This window comes from Bordetella tumbae, assembly GCF_965139195.1.
Lineage (GTDB): Bacteria > Pseudomonadota > Gammaproteobacteria > Burkholderiales > Burkholderiaceae_B > Bordetella_A > Bordetella_A tumbae.
The window spans coordinates 35,698-58,004 of the sequence record NZ_CBCSJH010000036.1 but is presented as its reverse complement, the minus strand read 5'-3'; the positions used below and the strand labels follow the sequence as shown (position 1 = coordinate 58,004).

Sequence of the window (22,307 nt, the reverse complement as noted above, 5' to 3'; positions counted from 1 at the left end):
TGGGCCGAGTCCGTGCGATAGGCCCGGCGCCACGCCCAGGCACGCGGCAGGGACGCCTTCAGAGAGACAATCAAGAGCAGCAAACGCCCACAACACCAACAGCGATAAAAAAAGCCCCCACGCTGCGCCTTCGGCTTGCTGCCCCCCAAGGGGGCGTTTTTATCTTGGGGCGGCCAGGCGGTAAAAAAATCGAGCGCCCGAGAGGCGCCCGATATAGACCTGTGGCAGGGCCGCGTATCAACGTACGAGCAGCCCCGGTGCCTCGGGTTTATTTCTTCATCATGTCGAAGAACTCGGCGTTGGTCTTGGTGGCGCGCATCTTGTCCAGGATGAATTCCATCGATTGGATTTCGTCCATGTCGTGGATGAATTTGCGCAATACCCAGACCTTTTGCAGCAGGTCGGGCTTGATCAGCAGTTCTTCGCGGCGGGTGCCGGATTTGTTCAGATTGATCGCGGGATAGACGCGTTTTTCGGCCAGACGGCGCTCGAGGTGGACTTCGGAGTTACCGGTGCCCTTGAATTCCTCGTAGATGACTTCGTCCATGCGGCTGCCGGTTTCGATCAGTGCCGTACCCAGGATCGTCAGCGAGCCACCTTCTTCGAGGTTGCGGGCAGCGCCGAAGAAACGTTTGGGGCGTTGCAGGGCGTTGGCATCGACACCGCCGGTCAGGACCTTGCCCGAAGCGGGCACCACGGTGTTGTAGGCACGTGCCAGACGGGTAATGGAGTCCAGCAGGATCACCACGTCTTTTTTCATTTCGACCAGGCGCTTGGCCTTTTCGATGACCATTTCCGCGACTTGCACGTGGCGGGTGGCGGGCTCGTCAAAGGTCGAGGCGACGACTTCGCCGCGCACTGTGCGCTGCATCTCGGTGACTTCCTCGGGCCGTTCGTCGACCAGCAGGACGATCATGACGGCTTCGGGGTAGTTCGTGGTGATGGCGTGCGCGATGTGCTGCATCATCACCGTCTTGCCCGACTTGGGGCTGGCGACGATCAGACCGCGTTGGCCTTTGCCGATCGGGGCAAAGATGTCCATGATCCGGCCGGTCAGGTTTTCTTCGCTCTTGATGTCGCGTTCCAGACGCATCGGCTGATTCGGGTGCAGCGGCGTCAGGTTTTCGAACATGATGCGATGCTTGATCGCTTCGGGAGCCGAGCCGTTGACCTTGTCGACCTTGACCAGGGCAAAGTAGCGCTCGCCGTCTTTCGGGGTGCGGACCTCGCCCTCGATGGAGTCGCCGGTGTGCAGGTTGAAACGGCGGATCTGCGACGGCGAAATGTAGATGTCGTCGGTACTGGCCAGGTAGGAGGTCTCGGGAGAACGCAGAAAGCCAAAGCCGTCGGGCAGGACTTCCAGTACGCCGTCGCCGAAGATCTGCTCGCCTTGTTTGGCCCGCCGTTTCATGATGGCGAACATCAGCTCTTGCTTGCGCAAGCGGTTGGCGTTTTCGATTTCCAGGCCGGCGGCCATTTCCAGCAACTGCGAAACGTGCAGCGCCTTCAGTTCATTGAGGTGCATCGCGGTGAAAGGGGGATAGTAGAGAAGGGTCTTGGCGGCAGGCCACGGACGGGCCCGCGCGGTAATCTCAGACGGGGCGCCGACCAGGCCGGCGCACGGATTTACAACACGTAGTGTATTACAACGCGCCGTCCAGGAAAGCAGTTAATTGCGATTTCGACAGGGCGCCGACTTTCGTGGCGGCGGCTTGACCGTCCTTGAACAGCATCAACGTGGGAATGCCACGGATGCCGTATTTGGCGGCGGTGTCCTGGTTTTCGTCGACGTTCAGCTTGGCGACCGTCAGGCGGCCGGCGTACTCGGAGGCGACTTCCTCCAGGAGAGGGGCGATCATCTTGCAGGGGCCACACCAGGCCGCCCAGTAATCGACCAGCACCGGCTGACCGGATTTGATCACATCGGCATCGAAGCTTGCATCGCTGACGTTCTTGATTTGCTCGCTCATGGTGATTCTCGGTTCCGCGGCATGATGGGCGTCAGACGCCCCTGCCATTTTTGTTCTACTAAAAGGTAGGTGAGGCATTAAGCATACCACTGTTGAAAACAACAGGGTTTGCCAGTTTTGTGTAGCATGTTGCGTCGTGGTCGACGGAATTCAGAAACTGGCAAACTGCCATTCTGTCATTCTTTGACCTGCAAACTACTTATCCTACCGAATTCGGACTGGTCAGGACGTGCGCATCCTACCTAAGGCCGCGCAAAATCTAGACTTATCCGTAAAATGTCGGTTTTTTTCCACAGATCTTGGGGATAACTTGGCTACACCACGTTACACCGAAGCCTCCATCCGAGTCCTGAAGGGACTGGAGCCGGTGCGTCAGCGTCCGGGTATGTACACCCGCACCGAAAATCCCCTGCACGTCGTGCAGGAGGTCATCGACAACGCCGCTGATGAGGCGCTCGCCGGCTATGGCAAGCAGATCCAGGTCACCCTGCATGCCGACGGCAGCGTGTCGGTCGAGGACGATGGACGCGGTATTCCCGTCGGCCTGCACCCCGAAGAAAACGCGCCGGTGGTCGAATTGGTCTTTACCCGGCTGCACGCCGGGGGCAAATTCGACAAGCAGGGCGGGGGCGCTTATGCCTTTTCCGGCGGCCTGCATGGCGTCGGGGTGTCCGTCACCAACGCACTGGCGACGCGGCTCGAAGTCGTCGTCTGGCGCGATGGCGCGACCAACCGTCTGGTTTTCCAGGGCGGCGATGTGACCGAGCCCTTGGCGCCGTATCCGGAAGCAGGACGCAAAAAGTCCGGCACCCGCGTGCGTGTCTGGCCCGACGGCAAATATTTCGACAGCCCCCAGATCCCGCTGGGCGAGCTGAATCACCTGCTGCGCAGCAAGGCTGTACTGCTGCCGGGCGTGAAAGTCACGCTGATCAACGAAAAAACCGGCGACACCAAAGTCTGGCAATACACCGATGGTCTGCGTGGTTACTTGGCCGAGGCGCTGTCCGGTTCGGAACTGATGGTGCCGTTTTTCGAGGGCCAGCAGTATGCCGGGGCCGATCACGAGAGCTTTGCCGATGGCGAGGGCGCACAGTGGGTCGTGGCCTGGACCGAGGACGGCAATGCGGTGCGCGAGTCCTACGTCAACCTGATTCCGACGCCAGCAGGCGGCACGCACGAGTCCGGTCTGCGCGAGGGCCTGTTCTCGGCGGTCAAGGGGTTTGCCGAGCTGCACAGTCTGCTGCCCAAGGGCGTCAAGCTGTTGCCGGAGGATGTGTTCTCGCGCGCCAGCTTCGTGCTGTCGGCCAAGGTCCTCGATCCACAATTCCAGGGCCAGATCAAAGAACGCCTGAACAGCCGCGACGCGGTGCGATTGGTTGGCGGCTTTGCAAAAAGCGCGCTCGACCTCTGGCTGCACAGCAATGTCGAATACGGCAAAAAATTGGCCGAGTTGGCGATCCGTCAGGCCCAGGCTCGGGCGCGTTCGGCGCAGAAAGTCGAAAAGCGCAAGAGCTCGGGCGTGGCGGTGTTGCCGGGCAAGCTGACCGATTGCGAGTCTTCTGATGCTACTCGTACCGAGGTGTTCCTGGTCGAGGGCGACTCGGCTGGCGGCTCGGCCAAAATGGGGCGCGACAAGGAATTCCAGGCCATCCTGCCGCTGCGCGGCAAGGTCCTGAATTCCTGGGAAGTCGACCGCGACCGGCTGTTCGCCAATAACGAGATCCACGATATTTCCGTGGCGATCGGGGTGGATCCGCACGGCCCGAATGACTCGCCGGATTTGTCGGGGCTGCGTTATGGCCGCATCTGCATCTTGTCAGATGCCGACGTGGACGGCTCGCACATTCAGGTGCTGCTGTTAACCCTGTTCTATCGCCATTTTCCCAAGCTGGTCGAGGCGGGGCACGTGTACGTAGCCAAGCCGCCTTTGTTCCGTCTGGACGTTCCCGCTCAAGGCAAGCGCCCCGCGCGCAAGATCTATTGCCTGGATCAGGGCGAGCTCGAGGCAGCACAAGACAAGCTCCTCAAAGAAGGCGTGCGCGAGGGTGCATGGAGCATCAGCCGATTCAAGGGGCTGGGTGAAATGAATCCGGAGCAGTTGTGGGAAACCACGATGAATCCCGATACGCGACGCCTGTTGCCTGTGGGCTATGGTGCGCTGACCCCCGAGGACACCACCAGCATGTTCGACATGCTGATGGGTAAAGGCGAGTCATCGCAACGCCGTGCCTGGATCGAGGAAAAGGGTAATCTCGCTGAGCTCGATATTTGATTCTGGCCTGATCAGGCAGCCAGACCAACATGGATCAACACTGCCTTGGCCGACCCGGTAAGAACGCCTCCTGGACTGTGCTCTGCACAGTCCGCCCTGCAAAGGGCAGCCAGTGCGTAAGCGCAGCGGAGGCTTTTCCTGACAGCAATTTCGACGACACATGACTGACAGCAATCAACCTGGCTTGTTTGATGAAGCCGCCGGCGGGGCCGATGAGGCCATCACGCTGGGCCGCTATGCCGAGCAGGCCTATCTGGACTACGCCGTTTCCGTGGTGCGGGGCCGCGCCTTGCCCGATGTGGGTGATGGGCAAAAGCCGGTACAGCGCCGTATCCTTTTCGCCATGCAGGACATGGGCTTGGGCCCAGGCGCCAAGCCCGTCAAATCCGCGCGCGTGGTGGGCGATGTGCTGGGTAAATATCACCCGCACGGCGACCAGGCGGCGTATGACGCCATGGTGCGCATGGCGCAGGACTTTTCGCTGCGCTATCCGCTGATCGATGGCCATGGCAACTTTGGTTCGCGCGACGGCGACAATGCCGCCGCGATGCGTTATACCGAAGCGCGTTTGACGCCGTTTTCGCGTCTGCTGCTCGACGAGCTCGACGAGGGCACCGTCGATTTCGCGCCGAACTATGACGGCAGCCAGCAAGAGCCGCAAATGTTGCCGGCACGTTTGCCGGTGATGCTGCTCAATGGCGCTTCGGGCATTGCCGTGGGGATGGCCACGGAAATCCCGTCGCACAATCTGCGCGAGGTGGCGCAGGCTTGTGTCGCGTTGATCAAGCAGCCGAGCCTGCCCGACACCGAGCTGCACGCGATGGTGCCGGGCCCCGATTTCGCCGGTGGCGGTCAAATCATCACGCCGGCGGCCGACATCGCGCAGATCTATCAGGGTGGCCGTGGCTCGCTCAAGGCGCGCGCGCGCTGGCAATTCGAGGAAATGGCGCGCGGTCAGTGGCAACTGGTCGTGCATGAGCTGCCTCCCGGCACGTCCTGCCAGAAGGTCCTCGAGGAAATCGAAGAGCTCACGAACCCGAAGGTCAAGTCCGGCAAAAAGAGCCTGACGGCCGACCAGCAGCAGTCCAAGGCTGTCATGCTGAACTTGCTGGACGCCGTGCGCGACGAGTCCGGCAAGGACGCCGCCGTACGTCTGGTGTTCGAACCCAAGACCTCGCGCGTGGATCGCGATGAGTTCGTCAATACGCTGCTCGCGCAGACCAGCATGGAAAGCAGTGTGCCGATCAACCTGGTGTGCATCGGCACCGATGGCCGGCCGCGTCAAAAGGGACTGCGCGACATTTTGACCGAGTGGGTGGCGTTCCGCACCGACACGGTCGTGCGTCGTACCCGCCATCGCTTGGACAAGGTCACCGATCGCATCCATGTGCTCGAAGGCCGCATGGTCGTGTACCTGAACGTCGATGAGGTCATTCAGACGATCCGCGAATCCGACGAGCCCAAGGCGGCGTTGATGCAGCGTTTCTCGTTGTCCGAACGCCAGGCTGAAGACATCCTCGAAATGCGCTTGCGGCAATTGGCGCGTCTGGAGGGCTTCAAAATCGAGCAGGAGCTGACTGACAAACGCGCCGAACAGGCAAAGCTGCAAGAATTGTTGGATAACCCATCCTCGCTCAAGCGCCTGCTGATCAAGGAAATCGAGGCCGACGCGAAGCAATACGGCGACGATCGCCGCACCTTGATCGAAACCGCCGAGCGCGCCGTACTGGAAACCAAGGTGCTGGACGAGCCCGTCACGGTCGTTGTGTCGCAAAAAGGCTGGCTGCGCGCGCGTCAGGGGCATGGCCATGATGCCTCGCAGTTTGGTTTCAAACAGGGCGATGATCTGTATGGCGCCTTTGAGTGCCGCACCACGGATATGCTGATCGCGGTGGGCGACAACGGCCGGGTATATACCGTCGCAGTTTCCGGTTTGCCCTCGGCGAGAGGCGACGGGCAGCCCGTCACCACGATGATCGATCTGTCGCCGGGTACGCGCATCGTCCATAGCATCGCGGCGGCCTCAGATAGCCGCTGGCTGCTGGCCACGCAACGCGGTTTTGGTTTCGCAGCCAAGCTCAGCGATATGACCTCGCGTCAGCGTGCGGGCAAGCAATTCATCACGCTCGAAGACGGTGATGCGTTGTTGCGGCCGGTCCCGTTGTTTGCCGGGGCTCAGCAACTGGCATTGTTGTCGGCCAAAGGCAAGTGCCTGGTGTTTGGGTTGGACGAGGTCAAGTCCCTGTCGGGTGGTGGCCGCGGCACCATCTTGATGGGCCTGGACGCAGCAGACAAACTCGAACAAGCTGTACCTGTCGGGGTAGGCGGGTTGCGCGCAACAGGCGTGTATCGCAACAAGCAAACCGAAGACATCCTGGTTGGCCCGACGCTCGCGCCGTACATCGGCAAGCGCGCTCGCAAAGGCCGGGCGCTGGATGTGCGGCCCAAGCTGCCGGTGTTGCTGTCGCCAGTGCTCTAGCCGACGTCAGCCATCAGGGGATACGCGTCCTCGGTCATTTGGGCTGCGATCTGTTTCGGATTGCAGCCCAAATTTTTTGTCGCTGGCCGGCCCTGACGGTGCGGCGTACAAAAAATCACTGGACGACTATCGCTGCGGCTGTGTGCTTTCCTCCAGCAGCCAATCCCGAAACGCCGCCACTGCCGGAGTGGCGAGTTTGTCCGGCGAAGCTAAAAAATAATAGCCCGCCCCCGTGTTGAATTCCTCGTCCAGGGCCGGCGCCAACACGCCTTGTTCCAGCTCGTCCTGAACCAGAAACGTTGGCAGCAATCCAACGCCAATGCCGGATGCCACCGCCTGGATCAAATGAGTCGTGAGTTCGAATTGCGCGCCCATGCGCATCGTGCGGATGGGCAAGCCGTGCGCTTCGAACCATCGGCGCCAGATCGCGGGGCGGGCAGCGACCTGCAGGAGCATATGATCGGCCAGGTTCGCCGGATTGCTGCGCGGCGGTTGGCCGGCCAGGGCAGGGCTGATGACCGGTACCACTTTTTCCGTCATCAATAAATGCGGGACCAGACCAGGCCAATCTCCGTCACCCACGGCAATGACGGCATCGATGCCTGCCAAGTCCAGGTCGAAACGCGTCACCCGCGAGTGCAGATGCACCAATATTCCCGGATGACGTGCATAAAAGCGATTCAGGCGCGGCATCAGCCATTTGGCGGTGAAAGTGGGCAGTGCCGCCAGATGAAAGGCGCCTCGGCCGGATCGATAGGAAATCGCTTGCAGTGACGCGCTGCGGATGCGCTGCAGGGCCTCCGCCACCTCCTGTTGATAAAGCTCGCCGGCTTCCGTCAACGCGATACGGCGCTTTTCGCGCCGAAACAACGAGACCTCGAGCAAGTCCTCCAGCGCCTGTACTTGTCGGCTGACCGCGCTTTGTGTCAACGCCAATTCCGTCGCCGCGCGGGTGAAACTCAAGTGACGGGCGCTGGCCTCAAAGGCCAGCAATAGCGACATGGAAGGCGTCAGTCGGCGTGGATTCATTGCTGCGGCGAGTGTGCGGCCTAGTGCCCCACATGGCTACGTTGAGGTGTGCGGCGACAAGATCATTCAAAAAACGAATGATATACCTGAATATTTTCAGGTTTTCATTCCTCGCTGTCATGTATCACAATGGCCAGGAAATTCTATGTGCATAGTCGAGGATGACCGAATGAAACTGACAGCCGATGCCCGCGGGGTATTTCCCATCGCTCCCACGCCTTTTTTTGACGATGGGACTGTGGACCATGCTTCTATCGATCGGATGATGGATTTCTATCATGGCTGCGGATCCACCGGGCTGACCGTGTTGGGCCAACTGGGCGAAGCCCCCAAACTGGATTTCAGCGAATCGCTGGAAATTGCCTCTCAGGTCATCGGCAAATCCGCCGGCATCCCCATCGTCGTTGGCGTGTCCGCGCCGGGCTTTGCTTCGATGCGCTCTTTGACACGGGCAGTCATGGACCGCGGTGCTGCGGGGGTCATGATTGCGCCGCCCAACACCCTGCGTACCGACGACCAGATCGTCAATTACTACCATCAGGCCGTGGAAGCCATCGGCGACGATGTGCCCTTTGTGCTGCAAGACTATCCGCTGACCTTTTCCGTACAGATGGCGCCTGGCGTGATCAAGCGTATCGTGGACGATCTGGCCTCATGCGTGATGCTGAAGCACGAGGACTGGCCCGGGCTGGAGAAAATCTCCACGCTGCGCCGCTACGAGGCCGAGGGCGCCATGCGTCACATCTCGATCCTGTGCGGCAATAACGGCCTATTCCTGGACTACGAAATGAATCGCGGTGCAGACGGCGCCAACACGGGCTATTGTTTTCCCGACATGCTGTGCGATTTTGTCCGCATGATCGGCGAGGGCCAAAAAGAAGAGGCGCACGACCTTTTTGACGCACACTTGCCGCTGCTGCGTTACGAGCAACAGCCCGGCGTCGGCCTGGCGGTACGCAAATACGTCATGATGCGGCGCGGCATCCTGTCCAGCGCCGCACAGCGCCGTCCCGGTGGCGCGCTGACGCCTGCAGCGCGCAGCGAGGTCGATCATCTGCTGACGCGCCTGGCACGCCACGATCCTCGTGCAGGAAAGCTCGTCGCTTAACTGGACAGTTTCAGCCCAATCAAGCCGGCCGCGATCAAGAGCACGCTGAGCACTCGCATGGGGCTCGCGGCCTCATGAAACAGCACCAGGCCGGCGACGAATGCGCCGATCGCGCCTATGCCGACCCAAATGGCATAGGCGGTACCCAGTGGCAGCGTTTTCATGGCGAGCGAGAGCAGCCAGAAACTGATCAACATGCCGATCAGGGTGATGACAGAGGGAACGAGACGGGTAAAACCCTCGGTGTATTTCAGGCCGACGGCCCAAACGACCTCAAAAAGCCCCGCGAGTACAAGAATAATCCAGGCCATGATGTGCCCCTTTTCAATAGCCAGCGAGATGCTGGCACAGGGGCCGTCCCCGGATAGGAAAGCGGCCGGCAGGTCGCCGGCGGCNGCGCCGGGCCGTCCCGGAGCAGCAAAGATTATAGAATAGCAAATTGACCGCCGGGTGGCAGGGGATCCTCTATCCCAGTCACGGTGCCGGCGCCACGCATTTTCCTAAAGATTCGTACACATGAGTTTCCAGGTCACTGTTCAACCCAGCCAGCATCAATTTTCCGTCGAGGCCGGCCAGACCGTGCTGGACGCCGCCTTGGCCGCCGGTATCGTGCTGCCTTATAGCTGCCGCAATGGCGCATGCTCTACCTGTAAAGGCAAGGTCGTCTCCGGCCAAGTCGATGCCGGCGAGTATCCCGCCCAGATCCTCTCTCCTGAGGAGCTGTCCCAGGGCTATACGCTGTTTTGCCAGGCTCGCCCGCAATCGGACCTGGTTGTTGAGTCTACCGAGGTCAGGCTGGCCAGCGACATCCAGATTCGCAAGCTACCCGCACGTGTACAAGAAATGACCCTGGTCGCGCCGGATGTGACGGTGCTGCGTCTGCAACTGCCTGCTGCCGACCCTTTCCGCTATTACGCTGGACAATACGTCGAAATCATCCTGAAAGACGGCAAGCGGCGCAGTTACTCCATGGCGAGCGCGCCGCATACCGGCAGTCCGCTGGAACTGCACATCCGCCATATGCCGGGAGGCCTGTTTACGGATCACGTCTTTGGCGCGGGTGATACGCAAATGAAAGTCCGTGAGATCCTGCGCCTGGAGGGGCCGTTCGGCTCGTTCTTCCTGCGTGAAGACTCCGACAAGCCGATCGTACTGTTGGCCAGTGGCACGGGCTTTGCACCGGTCAAGGCGATTGTCGAGCACATGGCGCATCACAATATTCAACGTCCTGTATCACTGTACTGGGGCGGTCGCCGTCCCCAGGACCTGTACATGAATGAATTGGCGCAGTCCTGGGCCGACACCTTGCCGGATTTTCGTTACATTCCGGTTGTATCCGACGGTTTGCCCGAGGATGCCTGGACGGGCCGCACGGGCTTTGTCCATGAGGCGGTCATGCAGGACCTGCCGGACCTGTCGGGCTACCAGGTGTATGCCTGCGGCGCGCCTCCGATGGTGGATGCAGCACGCCGCGAGTTTGCGGCTCAATGCGGCTTGCCGGCCGAGGAGTTCTACGCCGATGCGTTCACCTCGCAGGCGGATCTGGCCGTCGCCGGAGGCTGAGACAGCAATGCCGCTCATGCCAGCAACGGCCGTCGCTAAAAAGCCGCACCGAAACCTTTGGGTGTAAATAGATACCGACCCTGCTTTTATGTCATAGGCGAGGGTCCGCTGGCGCTGTACACTGCGGCACGAAACTTTGATCGGATTCAAGCTGCGACAGCAGGGGGCATGACCCTGCGGCCAGCGGCGCAAGGAGCAAGTCGCGCATGAGAGTTGTGGTTTTGGGTAGCGGCATTATTGGCATTTCCAGCGCCTGGTGGCTGAACCAGGCCGGCCATGACGTCGTGGTGATTGATCGTCGCCCCGGCGCAGCGCAGGAAACCAGCCTGGCCAATGGTGGACAGATCTCGGTGTCGTACGCCGAGCCCTGGGCCAACCCCCAAGCACCACTGAAACTGCTGAAATGGATGTTTCAGGACGATGCGCCGCTGCTGTTCCGTCCCCAACTCGATTGGCGGCAATGGGTCTGGGCCTTGGCCTTTCTGCGTGAATGCCTGCCGGGGCGGTTGGCCCCCAATATCCGTGCCATGGTGCGCCTGGCCGAATATAGCCGCAGCACCTTGCAGGGCATGCGCGCTGAGCTAGGGATTTCCTACGACCACCTGGAGCGCGGCATTCTCAATTTCTATCGGGATCAACGCGAGTTCGAAACCTCGCAAAAGGCTGCGGGGTTGATGCGCGATTTCGGTGTCGAGCGCCGTGTCGTCACCGCTGATGAGGTGGTTGCCATCGAACCCGCGCTGGCGTCCTGCCGGGCGACGATCGTCGGCGGCGACTACACCCCGGAAGACGAAAGCGGCGACGTGCACTTGTTTGCCACGAGCCTGGCTCACAAATGTGAAGCCGCAGGTGTCGAATTCCGTTTCGAGACCAGCGCGACCCGACTGATCACCGAAGGCGGCCAGGTACAAAGCCTGGAAGTCATCCAGTCCGATGGCCGCTATGCCCGCATTGCGGCGGACGCCTATGTCGTCGCGATGGGCAGCTTCAGCCCGCGCCTGCTGCGGCCCTTGGGTGTGCCGTGCAATGTGTATCCGGCCAAAGGCTATTCGGCGACGTTCGACGTCGTGGATCCGGCCCGTGCGCCGTCTGTCAGCCTGACCGACAGCAGCCACAAAGTCGTGGTGTCGCGCTTGGGCAATCGCCTGCGCATGGCGGGGACGGCCGAGTTGTCCGGCTATTCCCGTTCACTGAATATGGGCCGTTGCGAGGCCTTGACGCGCCTGGCGCGTGAATTGTTTCCCGGCGCCCTCGATTTCGAGGGCGTCAGCTATTGGTCGGGTTTGCGCCCGGCCACCCCTTCGAACGTGCCGCTCATCGGCCGAACCCGCATTTCCAACCTGTATCTGAATACAGGCCATGGCACGCTGGGTTGGACCATGGGTGTCGGTTCGGGTCGGGCTTTGGCCGATCTGCTCAGCGGACGTAAACCAGAGCCTGAATTTCCTTTTCTTGGTCTACAAAACCTATGAAGACACTGCAATTGGCGGGCTTGGCCCGTGGATTGGGCGCCAACCGGCGCACCTTGGTATTCAGCGTAGCTATGGCGGTCGCAGGAGCCGCGCACGGTGCTGGCGTCGAGATTCAGGTGTGGCATACCCTGAGTGGCCCCAACAAAGCCGAATTTGAAAAGCTCACCAAGAAGTACAACAAAGAGCAGGACGAGGTCGTCGTTGAATTGCGCGACTTCCCGGATACCAAAGCCCTGCAAGCTGCGGCCACCGAGGCTAGTAAGAAAAAGGCCGGTCCCAACCTCGTGCAATTAGCGGACAACCGCTCGCCCGAGATGGTCTCCGAGCACAAGGCGATCTTGCCTTTGCATCAATTACTGGCCAAGTATCCGATCAAGGACTTGAACTGGTTCCTGCCGTCCACCTCCAGTTTTATCCGCGACAGCAAGGGGCGCTTGTTGGCCTTTCCGTGGATGGCCGAAGTCCCGGTTATGTTCTACAACCTGAGCTACTACAAAAAAGCCGGCCTGGATCCCAACAATCCGTCGCGCACCTGGGCGGACCTGCAAGGCGACCTGCTCAAGCTCCGTGACGTGGCCAACCTGGATTGCCCGTATGCCTCCAGCAATCAGGTGCAGGTTCACCTGGAAAATCTGGCGCCCATCAACAAGCAGTTGTACACCTCCAACGACAACGGCCTGGCTGCCAGCAAAGCTGTGCCCGTGCTGAAGTTCGATACCTTGTACATGCGTCATATCTCGTTGATGGTCAGCTGGAAGCGCTCGTTCCTGCTCACTGCGCACTCTGAAGGCACCCAAAGCGATGCATTGTTCGCCCAAGGTAAATGCGGCGTGCTGATGTCGGGATCCGGTTCGGCCGGTACGTTCATGCATACGCGCAACCTCTCGTTCGGGGTCGCGCCGTTGCCGTACTATCCGCAGGCGACGCCCAGCGCCGGACGTCCTTTTGTCAGCGGTTCCGCGTTGTGGGCGATCGATGGCCGTCCGCAAAACCAGGAAAAAGCAACAGCACAGTTCCTGGCCTGGCTGTCCAAGCCGGTCAATGCGGCCGAGTGGCATCAGCAAACCGGTTATCTGCCTTTGACCGACGCGGCATTGCGTGCGGCTGACGTGTCGTTCTACGACAAAGTCCCTGGCGCGAAAGCGCTCGTAGATTCGATGAGAGGCGATGCGGGCGCAACTAGCCGGGGTTTCCGTATGGCCAACTATGACCGTGTCGAGCCCGTCTTGAGCAACGAGTTGAGCCAGGCACTGGAGGGCAAAACGCCTCCCGTGGCTGCGCTGAACAGCGCCTCGGATCAAGCACGAAAAATCGTGCAGCAACGTTAATCGGAGGCACGTGGCGGCAGTCGTTTTTGCCGTCACAGCGCGTCGGGAGCGCCGTTGCTCGGTTGCTAGGCGCAGCATGGGGCAGCAATCCAACCGCACAGCAAAAAGGCCTGAATCCGTTGAGGATCCAGGCCTTTTTTGCTTATCAGGTTTCCTTATCAGGTCACCGGACCCGGATTGAACAGCACCAGTGCGTTGTGCAATTTCCAGCGTTCCGCCCAGGTTTGCTTGCGGCCGCTGGCGACATCCAGCAGCAGGTGGAACATCTCCCAGCCGAGCTCCTCGATGGTCATCTCGCCATCGGCGATACGTCCGGCATTCACGTCCATCAGATCGTGCCAACGGCGCGCCAGATCGCTGCGCGTCGCGACTTTGACGACGGGTACCTCTGCCAGGCCGTACGGCGTGCCGCGGCCCGTCGTGAAGATATGCAGGTTCATCCCGGCGGCCAATTGCAGTGCGCCGCAAATAAAATCGCTCGCTGGCGTGGCAGCATAAACCAGGCCCTTTTTGATGCCGCGATCGCGCAAGCTCTCGCCTGGACTCAAGACCCCATTAATGGCGGCCGTCCCGGATTTGATCACCGAGCCCATCGCTTTTTCGACGATGTTTGAAAGTCCGCCTTTTTTATTGCCGGGCGATGTATTGGCGCTGCGGTCTGCTTGTCCGCGTTGCAGATACGCGTCGTACCAGGCCATTTCATGAACGATGGATTCGGCGACCTCGACCGATTCCGCGCGTTTGGTCAATTGCTCGACGCTGTCACGCACTTCGGTCGTTTCAGAGAACATGATGGTAGCGCCTGCCCGCACCAGCAGGTCCGCGCAGAAACCGACCGTGGGATTTGCCGTCACGCCCGAGAATGCATCGCTGCCGCCACACTGCACACCTACGACCAGATCCGATGCCGGACATGTCTCGCGCCGGCGTTGATTCAGCCGTTCCAGATGAGGCACGGCCTGAGCCAGAATGGCGTCGATCATCGCTTGGAAACCGACGTGTTCATCGTCCTGCAGCCGCATGACGTCCAGCCCCTGGCTCATCGAGCCATCAGCCTGAATCGGGATACTGTTGGCCGGCATCAAACGTTCGGGCTGCAATTTTTCGCAGCCCAGGCTCACGATCATGACCTCGCCGCCGAAGTTCGGATTACGGCTGATGTTGCGCAGCGTACGTATCGGAACTATCGCGTCAGGTGCATCGATGGCAACACCGCAGCCATAACCGTGTTCCAGCACAACCACGCCGTCCACATTCGGATAGCGCGGCAACAGTTCAGCGCGAATGCGCTGCAATGCATGTTCCACCACACCCGCCACACATTGCACCGTGGTGCTGATCGCCAGCAAATTGCGCGTGCCTACCGTGCCATCGGCGTTGCGATATCCCTCAAACGTATAACCCTCCAGCGGGGGCAGGGCGGCCGGCGTGTGGGTGGCCATCGGCAGATCATCCAGACCGCGCGCCGCTGGCATCGTCAATACGTTTTCATTGACCCAACTGCCCGCGGGCAAATCACGATTCGCATAGCCGATAGTCACGTTGTAACGGCGGACCTCCGCGCCCTCGGCGATATCGGTCAGGGCGACCTTGTGGCCTTGCGGGACGCGCTCGCGCAGCTGCGGACCATTCGGCAATTGAGCCCCGGCGGCGAGGCCGCCCAGGTTGGCCACAATGGCGACGTTGTCGTTCGGATGCATGCTGATCGCACGCGGAGTATCAGTGGCGGGCGAGGCCACTGCCATAGCGGATGAAGTACAGGTCGACATACCTAGAGGCTGAGAAAGGGAATAAAGGGATGATCGTTGATGTTGTGAATGTTAACGTTAACTATTTTCGGCGTCAACGTGTTTGATACACGCTCGGGTAAATGCAGGCGGCTGGCCCTACGCGATCGACGCGGCCTATCGCGTTCGATGAAACACGATGGCTTTACTGCAACGGATGTGCTTGATGGGCTTTATCCGGATATTCCATCCAGTGGAATTCATGGGCTCTCAAACGCGGTTTCGGGAACTACAGTCTGCTTTCGGGCTGCTGCACAGAGGGGAGGTTGCTGTGGCCGCTACAGAGAAACTGAGAACAAGGAGACGTCCGAATGAAATCATTTTTGCCGCGTGTGCTGATGCATGCGTGTGTCGCTGTCGTTGGCAGCGCTTGCATCACGACGGCGCTGGCCGCGTATCCCGACAAACCCATCCGCCTCGTTGTGCCATTCTCACCTGGGGGCGGCACTGATTTGATTGCGCGTACCCTTGCAACGGGCATGGCCAAGGATCTCGGGCAGCCTGTCGTCGTAGAGAACAAGCCCGGCGCAGGCACGATGATAGGCACGGACAATGTCGCTCGAAGCGCTCCCGATGGATATAGCGTCGTGGTCGCGTCTTTTGCACACGCGGTCAATCCCTCTTTGCAGCCGAAACTGCTTTACGGCAGCAACAAAGCCTTTGCGCCAGTGATGCTCATCGGCCGGGGGCCTAACGTCCTGGTGGTGCGTCCAGACGGCCCCTATCATTCAGTCAGCGATGTTCTGCAGGCGGCAAAAGCCAGCCCGGGAAAATTGACATATGCCTCGCAGGGTATTGGGACCTCTGCACACTTGGCAGGCGAGATGTTTGCCAACTTGGGAAAAGTCTCGCTCACGCACGTACCGTATCGTGGCGCGGGGCCTGCCCTGACTGATTTATTGGGTGGACAGGTCGACATGATGTTTGCTACCGCCGCAGCCGTTTCTGCCTTTATCGACAATGGCAAACTGCAAGCGATCGGGGTGACCACGGCTGAGCCATCCGCGGCCTTCAAGGGCGTACCGACGATCGCGTCCACCGTACCGGATTACCAGGTAGAAAGCTGGTACGGCTTGTATGTCCCCGCGGGGACACCGGGTCCCGTCATTGATCGATTGAACGCATCGGCCCGTAAAGCCGCCGCATCGCCTGAATTTGCGAGCAAGATTGAAGAAGAAGGCCTGAAAGTCACTGCCGGTGCGCCTGCAGAGCTGGATGCCTATGTCCGGGGCGAAGAGGCTCGATGGACGCGTGTCGTCAAGGAAAACAACCTCAAACCTGAATAGGATTGTCGGTTAGCCGCTTTCGCGTTGGACCAGCGTGAAGCCGACATCCTGGATGGGGTTGTCCGGCGCAATGCCTTCGATACGATTGATCAGCATGCTGGCCGTGCGCCGTCCGATATCCTCGTGATCCACCCGCACGGTAGTCAGGGCAGGGGTGACGTTGCAGGCAAAATCAAAGTCGCCAAACCCCACAACGGCGAGATCCTCTGGAACACGCAGTCCGCGCAATTGCGCTTCCATCAGGGTGCCCAAGGCCACCATGTCAGTGGCCGAGAAAATAGCATCGACATCGGGATCGCCCTCTAGCGCTCGAACCAGGCCGCTGCGTCCGTGGCCGAGCTGGCTGGGAGGTTCAATCACGAACGACGAGCCTTCCTGCAAATGGCGGCCCGCGATACCCAGGCGCAGGGCCTCATCGGCAAAGCCGTGGAATCGCGCCGCCGTGCGTGCCTCCGTTGCTGCGATAGAGGCAACACAGCGCCTGCCTTGTTCATGGAAATAGCGCGCAATGGCCACACCCACGTCATAGTGAGAAAACCCGACCAGCATATCGATGGGAGTATCGGTCATTTCCCAGGTCTCTACGACCGGGATGCCTGATGCGGCGAGATGCTGCCGCGCACGGGGCGACTCCATCAGTCCTGTCAGCACAATCCCGTCTGGCCGGCGGGCAATCACCGAGTCCAGGACCACATCATCGCGTGAGCGGTCATAGCCGCGTTCGCTCAACATCACCTGATAACCGGCCTCGACCAGTATTTCCGTCATGGCATGCACGGCCAGCAAAAATGCCGAGCCCGAGGCAATGGATGGCACCATCAGCGCAATCATTCGCGTGCGTTTTGAACGCAGTCCGGCCGCATGCAGATTCGGCACATAGCCGCTGTTGGCAACGGCCTCGAGTACCTGTTTGCGCGTGTCATCGGATACCAGATGAGGTTGATTCAAGGCGCGCGACGCCGTCATGACGGATACGCCCGCCTGGCGTGCGACGTCGGTCAGCGTGACGCCGCCACCGCTGCGCCGTCCGGGGCGCGTCGTGGTTTTGCTCACCTTAGAATCCTTGCGAATACTTGTCACGTAAAAACTCCACCAGGCATTTCACCGATTGCGGCACATGCGCGGACCAGGGGCGCAAGGCATAGAGTTTGCCACCAAAAAAGCCATGCACCCGCCAGTTGGGCAGGACCTCGACGAGACCATTGGGGGGCGTCGTCACGGCACTGAAGTCTGGCAGCATACCGATTCCCGCGCCTTCGAGTACGGCTTGACGCAGGACCTCGCTGTTATTTGCCCGAAAATTGGTGCGTATCGGTATCACGATGGGCTGCGCCGATTGGCGCCGTCCTTCGCGCACGAACGACCAGGTTTCATAGGTGCGATTGCCGAGATAGGTGACACAGGCATGATCGCTCAGGTCACGCGGATGCTGCGGCTGGCCGTGAGTCTGCAGGTATTGCGGGCTGGCGACCAGCATCGAGCGCGACGAGCAGAGCTCCCAGGCGATGTAGGATTCCGGCGGATGATCGGTATGGCGGATCGCCAGGTCAAAGCCCTCGTGCGCCAGGTTCACCAGGCGGTCGACCAGCTCCAGGTCGATGCGCACCTCAGGATATTGCCGTAGAAATGCAGGCAGGACCGGCGCCAGGTGCTGCCGGCCAAACGCGACAGGCGCTGTCACGCGCACCGTGCCGCGCGGTACATCCGACAAATCCTTGACGGCCAAAAACCCTGCGCTGATGCGATCGAACGCCGGCGCCGCATTCTCGACCAGATTGTGTCCCGCCTCGGTCAACATGACGTGCCGTGTCGTGCGGCGCACCAGCGGCAGGCCGACGGCCTTTTCCAGCGCATTGATGCGAGTACTGACCGAGGCCTTGGACACGCCCAGGCGTTTGGCCGTCTGGGTAAAGCTGCGGGTTTCCGCCAGGGCGGTCAATAAATAAATATCCGCCACGAGCGGCGCAATCTGATCAGTGGCCATTGTGATGATTCCCGGGCTGATGATTGTTCATTTTATCAAACACTGATGTTGCAAAAACGGTCTTCTCGCGAGCCGGTCGCAGCCGTAGACTGAGGCTGTTTTCCGATCAACTCAATCTGGATACCGCTCGTGACTACCGCATCCTCCAACGCTTCCACGCCCCTGATTGGTCACTGGATCGACGGCCATCGTGTCGATCCGCAATCCCCTAAAACCCGCGACGTTTTCAACCCCGCGTTGGGACAGGTGTCGGCGCGTGTCGCATTGGCCGAGCCGACAGATGTCCAGGCTGCCGTGGCCTCCGCCCGCAAGGCATTTCCCGCTTGGGCCGCCACGCCGCCGCTGCGCCGTGCACGGGTGTTGTTCCGTTTTCTCGAGTTGCTGCATCGCCACCAGGACGATCTGGCCCGCCTCATTACCTCCGAGCACGGCAAAGTATTCAGTGACGCCCAAGGCGAAGTCGCCCGCGGTATCGACATTGTCGAATTCGCGTGTGGCGCGCCGCAGTTGCTGAAAACCGACTTCACCGAACAGGTGTCGTCCGGCATGGATAACTGGACCTTGCGCCAGCCGCTGGGCGTGGTGGCAGGCATCACGCCGTTCAATTTCCCGGTGATGGTGCCCATGTGGATGTTCCCCATGGCGCTGGCCACCGGCAATACCTTCATCCTGAAGCCCAGCCCGATTGATCCCAGCGCATCGTTGTTCATCGCCGATCTGCTCAAGCAGGCCGGCCTGCCCGATGGCGTTTTCAACGTGGTGCAGGGCGATCATCATGCCGTGCAGGCATTGATCGAAGACCCCGACGTCAAGGCAATTTCGTTTGTGGGCTCGACGCCGGTCGCGCAACAAATCTACGAATCTGGCGCACGCAACGGCAAGCGCGTACAAGCCTTGGGTGGCGCCAAGAACCACATGGTCATCATGCCCGATGCGGATCTGGATCAAGCCGTCGATGCCTTGATGGGCGCTGCCTACGGCTCGGCTGGTGAGCGCTGCATGGCGATCTCGGTTGCTGTCTTGGTCGGCTCTGCTGCCGATCAGGTCGTGCCGCGCGTAGCCGAGCGCTTGAAGCAACTGAAAGTATTGAACGGTACGAACGCCCAGGCTGAAATGGGCCCCATCGTGACAGCGGAAGCGCGTCAACGCATTGCCGGCTATATCGACATCGGCATCAACGAAGGCGCGACCCTGTTGGCCGATGGCCGCGAGTTCAAGGGCGCGCAGGCAGGCGAGGGCTGCGACAATGGCTTCTGGCTGGGCGGTACGCTGTTCGACAACGTCACCCCTGACATGCGCATCTACAAAGAAGAAATCTTCGGCCCGGTGCTGTCGTGCGTGCGCGTGCCTGATTTCGCCTCGGCGGTGCAATTGATCAACAACCACGAGTTCGCCAATGGCGTCAGCTGCTTTACGCGTGATGGCAACGTCGCGCGTGAGTTCGGCCGCCAAATCGAGGTCGGCATGGTGGGCGTGAATGTGCCGATTCCCGTGCCGGCGGCATGGCATGGTTTTGGCGGTTGGAAACGTTCCTTGTTTGGCGACATGCACGCGTATGGCGAAGAGGGCGTACGCTTTTACACCCGTCAAAAGAGCATCATGCAGCGCTGGCCTGAGAGCATCGGCAAGGGCGCGGAATTCGCCATGCCGACGATACGCTGAGGGTAATCGGCGGCCGCATCGATCCAGGTGCGGCCGTTGGGCACGACGCGCGCATCCTTGATGCTGGTGCGTGCGTCGAGTGAGAGGGTGTGCAGGCCTCGCTGCAAAGGCGGTATTTCAGCAATAAGTCCCTAGGCCTTTACGGACGCATTCCGTCGCACGCCGAGTCGAGTTTTCAAACCCCGGACGGATTATGGCCGCCGGGGTTTCGCACATTATCGATACCAAATAATCGCGCCATCCCGCCGCGCAGGTGATCGACCATCGCCGTGCGTGCCGCCTCGGCGTTGCCCGTCCTGATCGCTTCGCCAATCGCGCGATGTTCGTGGCGGACATCGACCGCACGTCTGACCATCGGCAATGGCGAGAGCTCGCGGATCAGTTTGATGGAAACCCGCGTTTGTTCAGCCAGCGCAGCCATTGTCATGCTGAAAAAACGATTGCCGCTGGCCGCCGCGATGGCGTCATGAAAAGCAATGTCTTCTTCGATTCCGACTTCACCTCGCGTCCAGGCGGATTCCAGCAGGCGCTGACGCCGTTCGATTTCCGCGAGCATCTGTGCATCGGTGCATCGAGCGGCCTCGGCAGCGCTTTCGCCCTCGATCAGACAGCGAAACTCCAAAAAGCTGCGCACATCCGGAATGCTGTGCAGCGGGCCGAACGTCGTGCTTTGCAGGGCAGGCGGTTTCCCGACAAAATTTCCCGAGCCGCGCCGGGCATAGACCCATCCTTCTGAACGTAATCGGGCCAGGGCCTGGCGCAGGACTGGACGCGATACGCCCAGCCTGCGCGCCAGTTCGTCTTCGCTGGGGAGCCTATTGTCTGGCTCCTGCTTTTCGATGATTTCCAGCACCTGCTTGTAGGCGAAATCGCTGAGCGGGGAAATGGCCATTAGCGTCGTCCATGATCTGTAAATCGATATTGCCAAAGTAGTAATACTACTTTGTCATTTTATTGACAAGATAACTGCTCGCCACGAGCATGACAACTCGCGCACAGATCGGTGTGATTCGGTTCCGATTCCGATTCCGGCAATACCCGATTCGCCTTTCCTTTCCACAGACAAGAGCAGATTCACGGCATGGCTACCATCACGGCATTACGTAGTATTCGCATCAACGAACGTCCCAATCTGATTTGGGTGGAAATCGAAACCGACGAGGGTTTGATTGGCCTGGGCGAGTCATTTCGCGGCGCGCAAGCCGTCGAGGCCGTTCTGCACGAGACCGTTGCGCCCTGGCTGTTGGGTCGCGATGCCCGGCATATCGAAGCTGTCTCGCAGCAGCTCATGAACCCATACCTGGGATTTCACAGCGCCAGTGCCGAGGTTCGTGCAGCGAGCGCCGTCGATATCGCGTTGTGGGACTTGGCGGGCCAGCGCCAAGGCGTGCCGACCTACATCGCCATGGGCGGGGGCGTGCGTGATCGTATCCGTGCCTATAACACCTGCGCCGGCTACGCCTACAACACGGGGGGCGTGGCGCGCCGCAGCACCGACGGTACTGAGCTGTCCGCCGGGCCGTACGATGACCAGATCGCGTTCATGCGCGACGCGGGAACTCTGGCACAAAGCCTGCTGGACGAGGGTTACTCCGCCATGAAAATCTGGCCCTTCGATGCCTATGCGGCTGCCACGGGTGGGCATTTGATTAGCGCACAAGATTTGAAGCGAGGTCTCGAGCCCTTTAAAAAAGTCCGCGAGGCCGTGGGTGACCGCATTGAAATCATGTGCGAACTGCACAGCCTGTGGGGCGCCAATGCGGCATTGCGTATCTGCCGCGGACTGGAGGACTACGGCGTCTTCTGGGCCGAGGACCCCATCAGCAAGATGGACGATGCCCAGGCGCTCGCAGACTTGCGCCGTCAGACCAGCGTGCCGATTTGCGGCAGCGAGACACTGGCCGGTACCGTGCCATTCCGTGATTTGCTGGCCAAAGACGCTTTGGACATCGTGATGCTGGACCTGGCTTGGTGTGGCGGCCTGACCGAAGGACGCAAAATCGCCGCATTGGCCCAAGCCTACGCACGGCCATTGGCGCCTCACGATTGCACGGGCCCCGTCACGCTGATCGCCGGCCTGCACCTGGCCATGCATGCGCCTACGGCGATTTTCCAGGAAGTCGTGCGCGCCACATTGAGCACCTGGTATCGCGATCTCGTGACGCATTTGCCTATCGTCGACAACGGCATGGTGCTGGCGCCCAGCGCGCCAGGGCTGGGGACGAGTTTGAATCCTGCGATCAAAACCAGACAAGACGCTGTTGTGCGCGAGAGCGTGGCGAAGTCGTGACGTAAATCGGTCTCGCATAACGGCATCACTACATCCACACATATCGATAAATAAGCGACGCCGCCGTCCGCGCGGCC

17 protein-coding genes are annotated in these 22,307 nt (G+C 60.4%); 9 read left to right on the top strand and 8 right to left on the bottom strand.

All coding sequences use genetic code 11. The features are described 5' to 3' along the window. Window positions 1–268: 268 nt before the first annotated feature. Both rho and trxA read right to left on the bottom strand, forming a co-directional pair. Complete coding sequence (gene rho, locus ACNA0J_RS24795) at window positions 269–1,525, bottom strand: transcription termination factor Rho (RefSeq protein WP_415808783.1); 1,257 nt, start codon at window positions 1,523–1,525, stop codon at window positions 269–271. Window positions 1,526–1,643: 118 nt separating this feature from the next. Then, a complete protein-coding gene (gene trxA, locus ACNA0J_RS24790) occupies window positions 1,644–1,970 on the bottom strand; it encodes a thioredoxin TrxA (protein WP_415821567.1) in 327 nt (108 codons plus the stop codon). A gap of 310 nt (window positions 1,971–2,280) precedes the next feature. Here trxA and ACNA0J_RS24785 point away from each other — a divergent pair, with 310 nt between their 5' ends. Beyond that, the gene (locus ACNA0J_RS24785; RefSeq protein WP_415821566.1) at window positions 2,281–4,242 is read left to right on the top strand and encodes a DNA topoisomerase IV subunit B; all 1,962 of its coding nucleotides are present in this window, start codon (window positions 2,281–2,283) and stop codon (window positions 4,240–4,242) included. A 160-nt stretch (window positions 4,243–4,402) separates the two neighbouring features. Continuing rightward, window positions 4,403–6,721, top strand: coding sequence for a DNA topoisomerase IV subunit A (parC, locus tag ACNA0J_RS24780; protein ID WP_415821565.1), 2,319 nt, complete (start codon window positions 4,403–4,405; stop codon window positions 6,719–6,721). Between the two features lie 126 nt (window positions 6,722–6,847). Here parC and ACNA0J_RS24775 read toward each other — a convergent pair whose 3' ends face one another. After that, window positions 6,848–7,750: a LysR substrate-binding domain-containing protein gene (locus tag ACNA0J_RS24775; RefSeq protein WP_415821564.1), complete on the bottom strand. Its 903-nt coding sequence runs from the start codon at window positions 7,748–7,750 to the stop codon at window positions 6,848–6,850. A 169-nt stretch (window positions 7,751–7,919) separates the two neighbouring features. On the opposite strand from ACNA0J_RS24775, the gene ACNA0J_RS24770 reads away from it, so the two are divergent. Beyond that, complete coding sequence (locus ACNA0J_RS24770) at window positions 7,920–8,858, top strand: dihydrodipicolinate synthase family protein (protein WP_415821563.1); 939 nt, start codon at window positions 7,920–7,922, stop codon at window positions 8,856–8,858. Here ACNA0J_RS24770 and sugE read toward each other — a convergent pair. After that, window positions 8,855–9,169 (bottom strand): quaternary ammonium compound efflux SMR transporter SugE, encoded by a 315-nt coding sequence (sugE, locus tag ACNA0J_RS24765; protein ID WP_415821571.1) that lies wholly within the window; start codon window positions 9,167–9,169, stop codon window positions 8,855–8,857. The two genes, ACNA0J_RS24770 and sugE, sit on opposite strands and share 4 nt — an antisense overlap. Before the next feature lie 205 nt (window positions 9,170–9,374). On the opposite strand from sugE, the gene ACNA0J_RS24760 reads away from it, so the two are divergent. From ACNA0J_RS24760 to ACNA0J_RS24750, 3 genes are all read left to right on the top strand, one after another. After that, window positions 9,375–10,421: a CDP-6-deoxy-delta-3,4-glucoseen reductase gene (locus tag ACNA0J_RS24760; protein WP_415821562.1), complete on the top strand. Its 1,047-nt coding sequence runs from the start codon at window positions 9,375–9,377 to the stop codon at window positions 10,419–10,421. A 206-nt stretch (window positions 10,422–10,627) separates the two neighbouring features. Continuing rightward, complete coding sequence (locus ACNA0J_RS24755) at window positions 10,628–11,893, top strand: D-amino acid dehydrogenase (protein WP_415821561.1); 1,266 nt, start codon at window positions 10,628–10,630, stop codon at window positions 11,891–11,893. Beyond that, window positions 11,890–13,221 (top strand): extracellular solute-binding protein, encoded by a 1,332-nt coding sequence (locus tag ACNA0J_RS24750; protein ID WP_415821560.1) that lies wholly within the window; start codon window positions 11,890–11,892, stop codon window positions 13,219–13,221. The genes ACNA0J_RS24755 and ACNA0J_RS24750 overlap by 4 nt, the downstream gene beginning before the upstream one ends. Window positions 13,222–13,379: 158 nt before the next feature. On the opposite strand, the gene garD is transcribed toward ACNA0J_RS24750, so the two are convergent. Continuing rightward, a complete protein-coding gene (gene garD / locus ACNA0J_RS24745) occupies window positions 13,380–14,990 on the bottom strand; it encodes a galactarate dehydratase (RefSeq protein WP_415821559.1) in 1,611 nt (536 codons plus the stop codon). A gap of 356 nt (window positions 14,991–15,346) precedes the next feature. Between garD and ACNA0J_RS24740 the strand changes: the two genes are divergently transcribed. Then, window positions 15,347–16,294: a tripartite tricarboxylate transporter substrate binding protein gene (locus ACNA0J_RS24740; RefSeq protein ID WP_415821570.1), complete on the top strand. Its 948-nt coding sequence runs from the start codon at window positions 15,347–15,349 to the stop codon at window positions 16,292–16,294. Between the two features lie 9 nt (window positions 16,295–16,303). Here the strand turns inward: ACNA0J_RS24740 and ACNA0J_RS24735 are convergent, their stop codons facing one another. Further along, window positions 16,304–17,347: a LacI family DNA-binding transcriptional regulator gene (locus tag ACNA0J_RS24735; protein WP_415821558.1), complete on the bottom strand. Its 1,044-nt coding sequence runs from the start codon at window positions 17,345–17,347 to the stop codon at window positions 16,304–16,306. 1 nt (window position 17,348) lies between these two features. Next, window positions 17,349–18,278 (bottom strand): LysR family transcriptional regulator, encoded by a 930-nt coding sequence (locus tag ACNA0J_RS24730; RefSeq protein WP_415821557.1) that lies wholly within the window; start codon window positions 18,276–18,278, stop codon window positions 17,349–17,351. A gap of 162 nt (window positions 18,279–18,440) precedes the next feature. On the opposite strand from ACNA0J_RS24730, the gene ACNA0J_RS24725 reads away from it, so the two are divergent. Continuing rightward, window positions 18,441–19,940, top strand: coding sequence for a CoA-acylating methylmalonate-semialdehyde dehydrogenase (locus ACNA0J_RS24725; RefSeq protein ID WP_415821569.1), 1,500 nt, complete (start codon window positions 18,441–18,443; stop codon window positions 19,938–19,940). Window positions 19,941–20,115: 175 nt separating this feature from the next. Here the strand turns inward: ACNA0J_RS24725 and ACNA0J_RS24720 are convergent, their stop codons facing one another. Beyond that, the gene (locus tag ACNA0J_RS24720) at window positions 20,116–20,832 is read right to left on the bottom strand and encodes a FadR/GntR family transcriptional regulator (RefSeq protein ID WP_415821556.1); all 717 of its coding nucleotides are present in this window, start codon (window positions 20,830–20,832) and stop codon (window positions 20,116–20,118) included. A 189-nt stretch (window positions 20,833–21,021) separates the two neighbouring features. Here ACNA0J_RS24720 and ACNA0J_RS24715 point away from each other — a divergent pair, with 189 nt between their 5' ends. After that, window positions 21,022–22,230 (top strand): mandelate racemase/muconate lactonizing enzyme family protein, encoded by a 1,209-nt coding sequence (locus ACNA0J_RS24715; protein WP_415821555.1) that lies wholly within the window; start codon window positions 21,022–21,024, stop codon window positions 22,228–22,230. Window positions 22,231–22,307 lie beyond the last annotated feature (77 nt).

What these genes read in the sequence shown, in the direction of transcription:
- rho (WP_415808783.1), bottom strand. Translation starts at nt 1,525, where the DNA reads ATGCACCTCAATGAACTGAAGGCGCTGCACGTTTCGCAGTTGCTGGAA.
- trxA (WP_415821567.1), bottom strand. Translation starts at nt 1,970, where the DNA reads ATGAGCGAGCAAATCAAGAACGTCAGCGATGCAAGCTTCGATGCCGAT.
- parC (WP_415821565.1), top strand. Translation starts at nt 4,403, where the DNA reads ATGACTGACAGCAATCAACCTGGCTTGTTTGATGAAGCCGCCGGCGGG.
- ACNA0J_RS24775 (WP_415821564.1), bottom strand. Translation starts at nt 7,750, where the DNA reads ATGAATCCACGCCGACTGACGCCTTCCATGTCGCTATTGCTGGCCTTT.
- ACNA0J_RS24770 (WP_415821563.1), top strand. Translation starts at nt 7,920, where the DNA reads ATGAAACTGACAGCCGATGCCCGCGGGGTATTTCCCATCGCTCCCACG.
- sugE (WP_415821571.1), bottom strand. Translation starts at nt 9,169, where the DNA reads ATGGCCTGGATTATTCTTGTACTCGCGGGGCTTTTTGAGGTCGTTTGG.
- ACNA0J_RS24760 (WP_415821562.1), top strand. Translation starts at nt 9,375, where the DNA reads ATGAGTTTCCAGGTCACTGTTCAACCCAGCCAGCATCAATTTTCCGTC.
- ACNA0J_RS24755 (WP_415821561.1), top strand. Translation starts at nt 10,628, where the DNA reads ATGAGAGTTGTGGTTTTGGGTAGCGGCATTATTGGCATTTCCAGCGCC.
- ACNA0J_RS24750 (WP_415821560.1), top strand. Translation starts at nt 11,890, where the DNA reads ATGAAGACACTGCAATTGGCGGGCTTGGCCCGTGGATTGGGCGCCAAC.
- garD (WP_415821559.1), bottom strand. Translation starts at nt 14,990, where the DNA reads ATGTCGACCTGTACTTCATCCGCTATGGCAGTGGCCTCGCCCGCCACT.
- ACNA0J_RS24740 (WP_415821570.1), top strand. Translation starts at nt 15,347, where the DNA reads ATGCATGCGTGTGTCGCTGTCGTTGGCAGCGCTTGCATCACGACGGCG.
- ACNA0J_RS24730 (WP_415821557.1), bottom strand. Translation starts at nt 18,278, where the DNA reads ATGGCCACTGATCAGATTGCGCCGCTCGTGGCGGATATTTATTTATTG.
- ACNA0J_RS24720 (WP_415821556.1), bottom strand. Translation starts at nt 20,832, where the DNA reads ATGGCCATTTCCCCGCTCAGCGATTTCGCCTACAAGCAGGTGCTGGAA.
- ACNA0J_RS24715 (WP_415821555.1), top strand. Translation starts at nt 21,022, where the DNA reads ATGGCTACCATCACGGCATTACGTAGTATTCGCATCAACGAACGTCCC.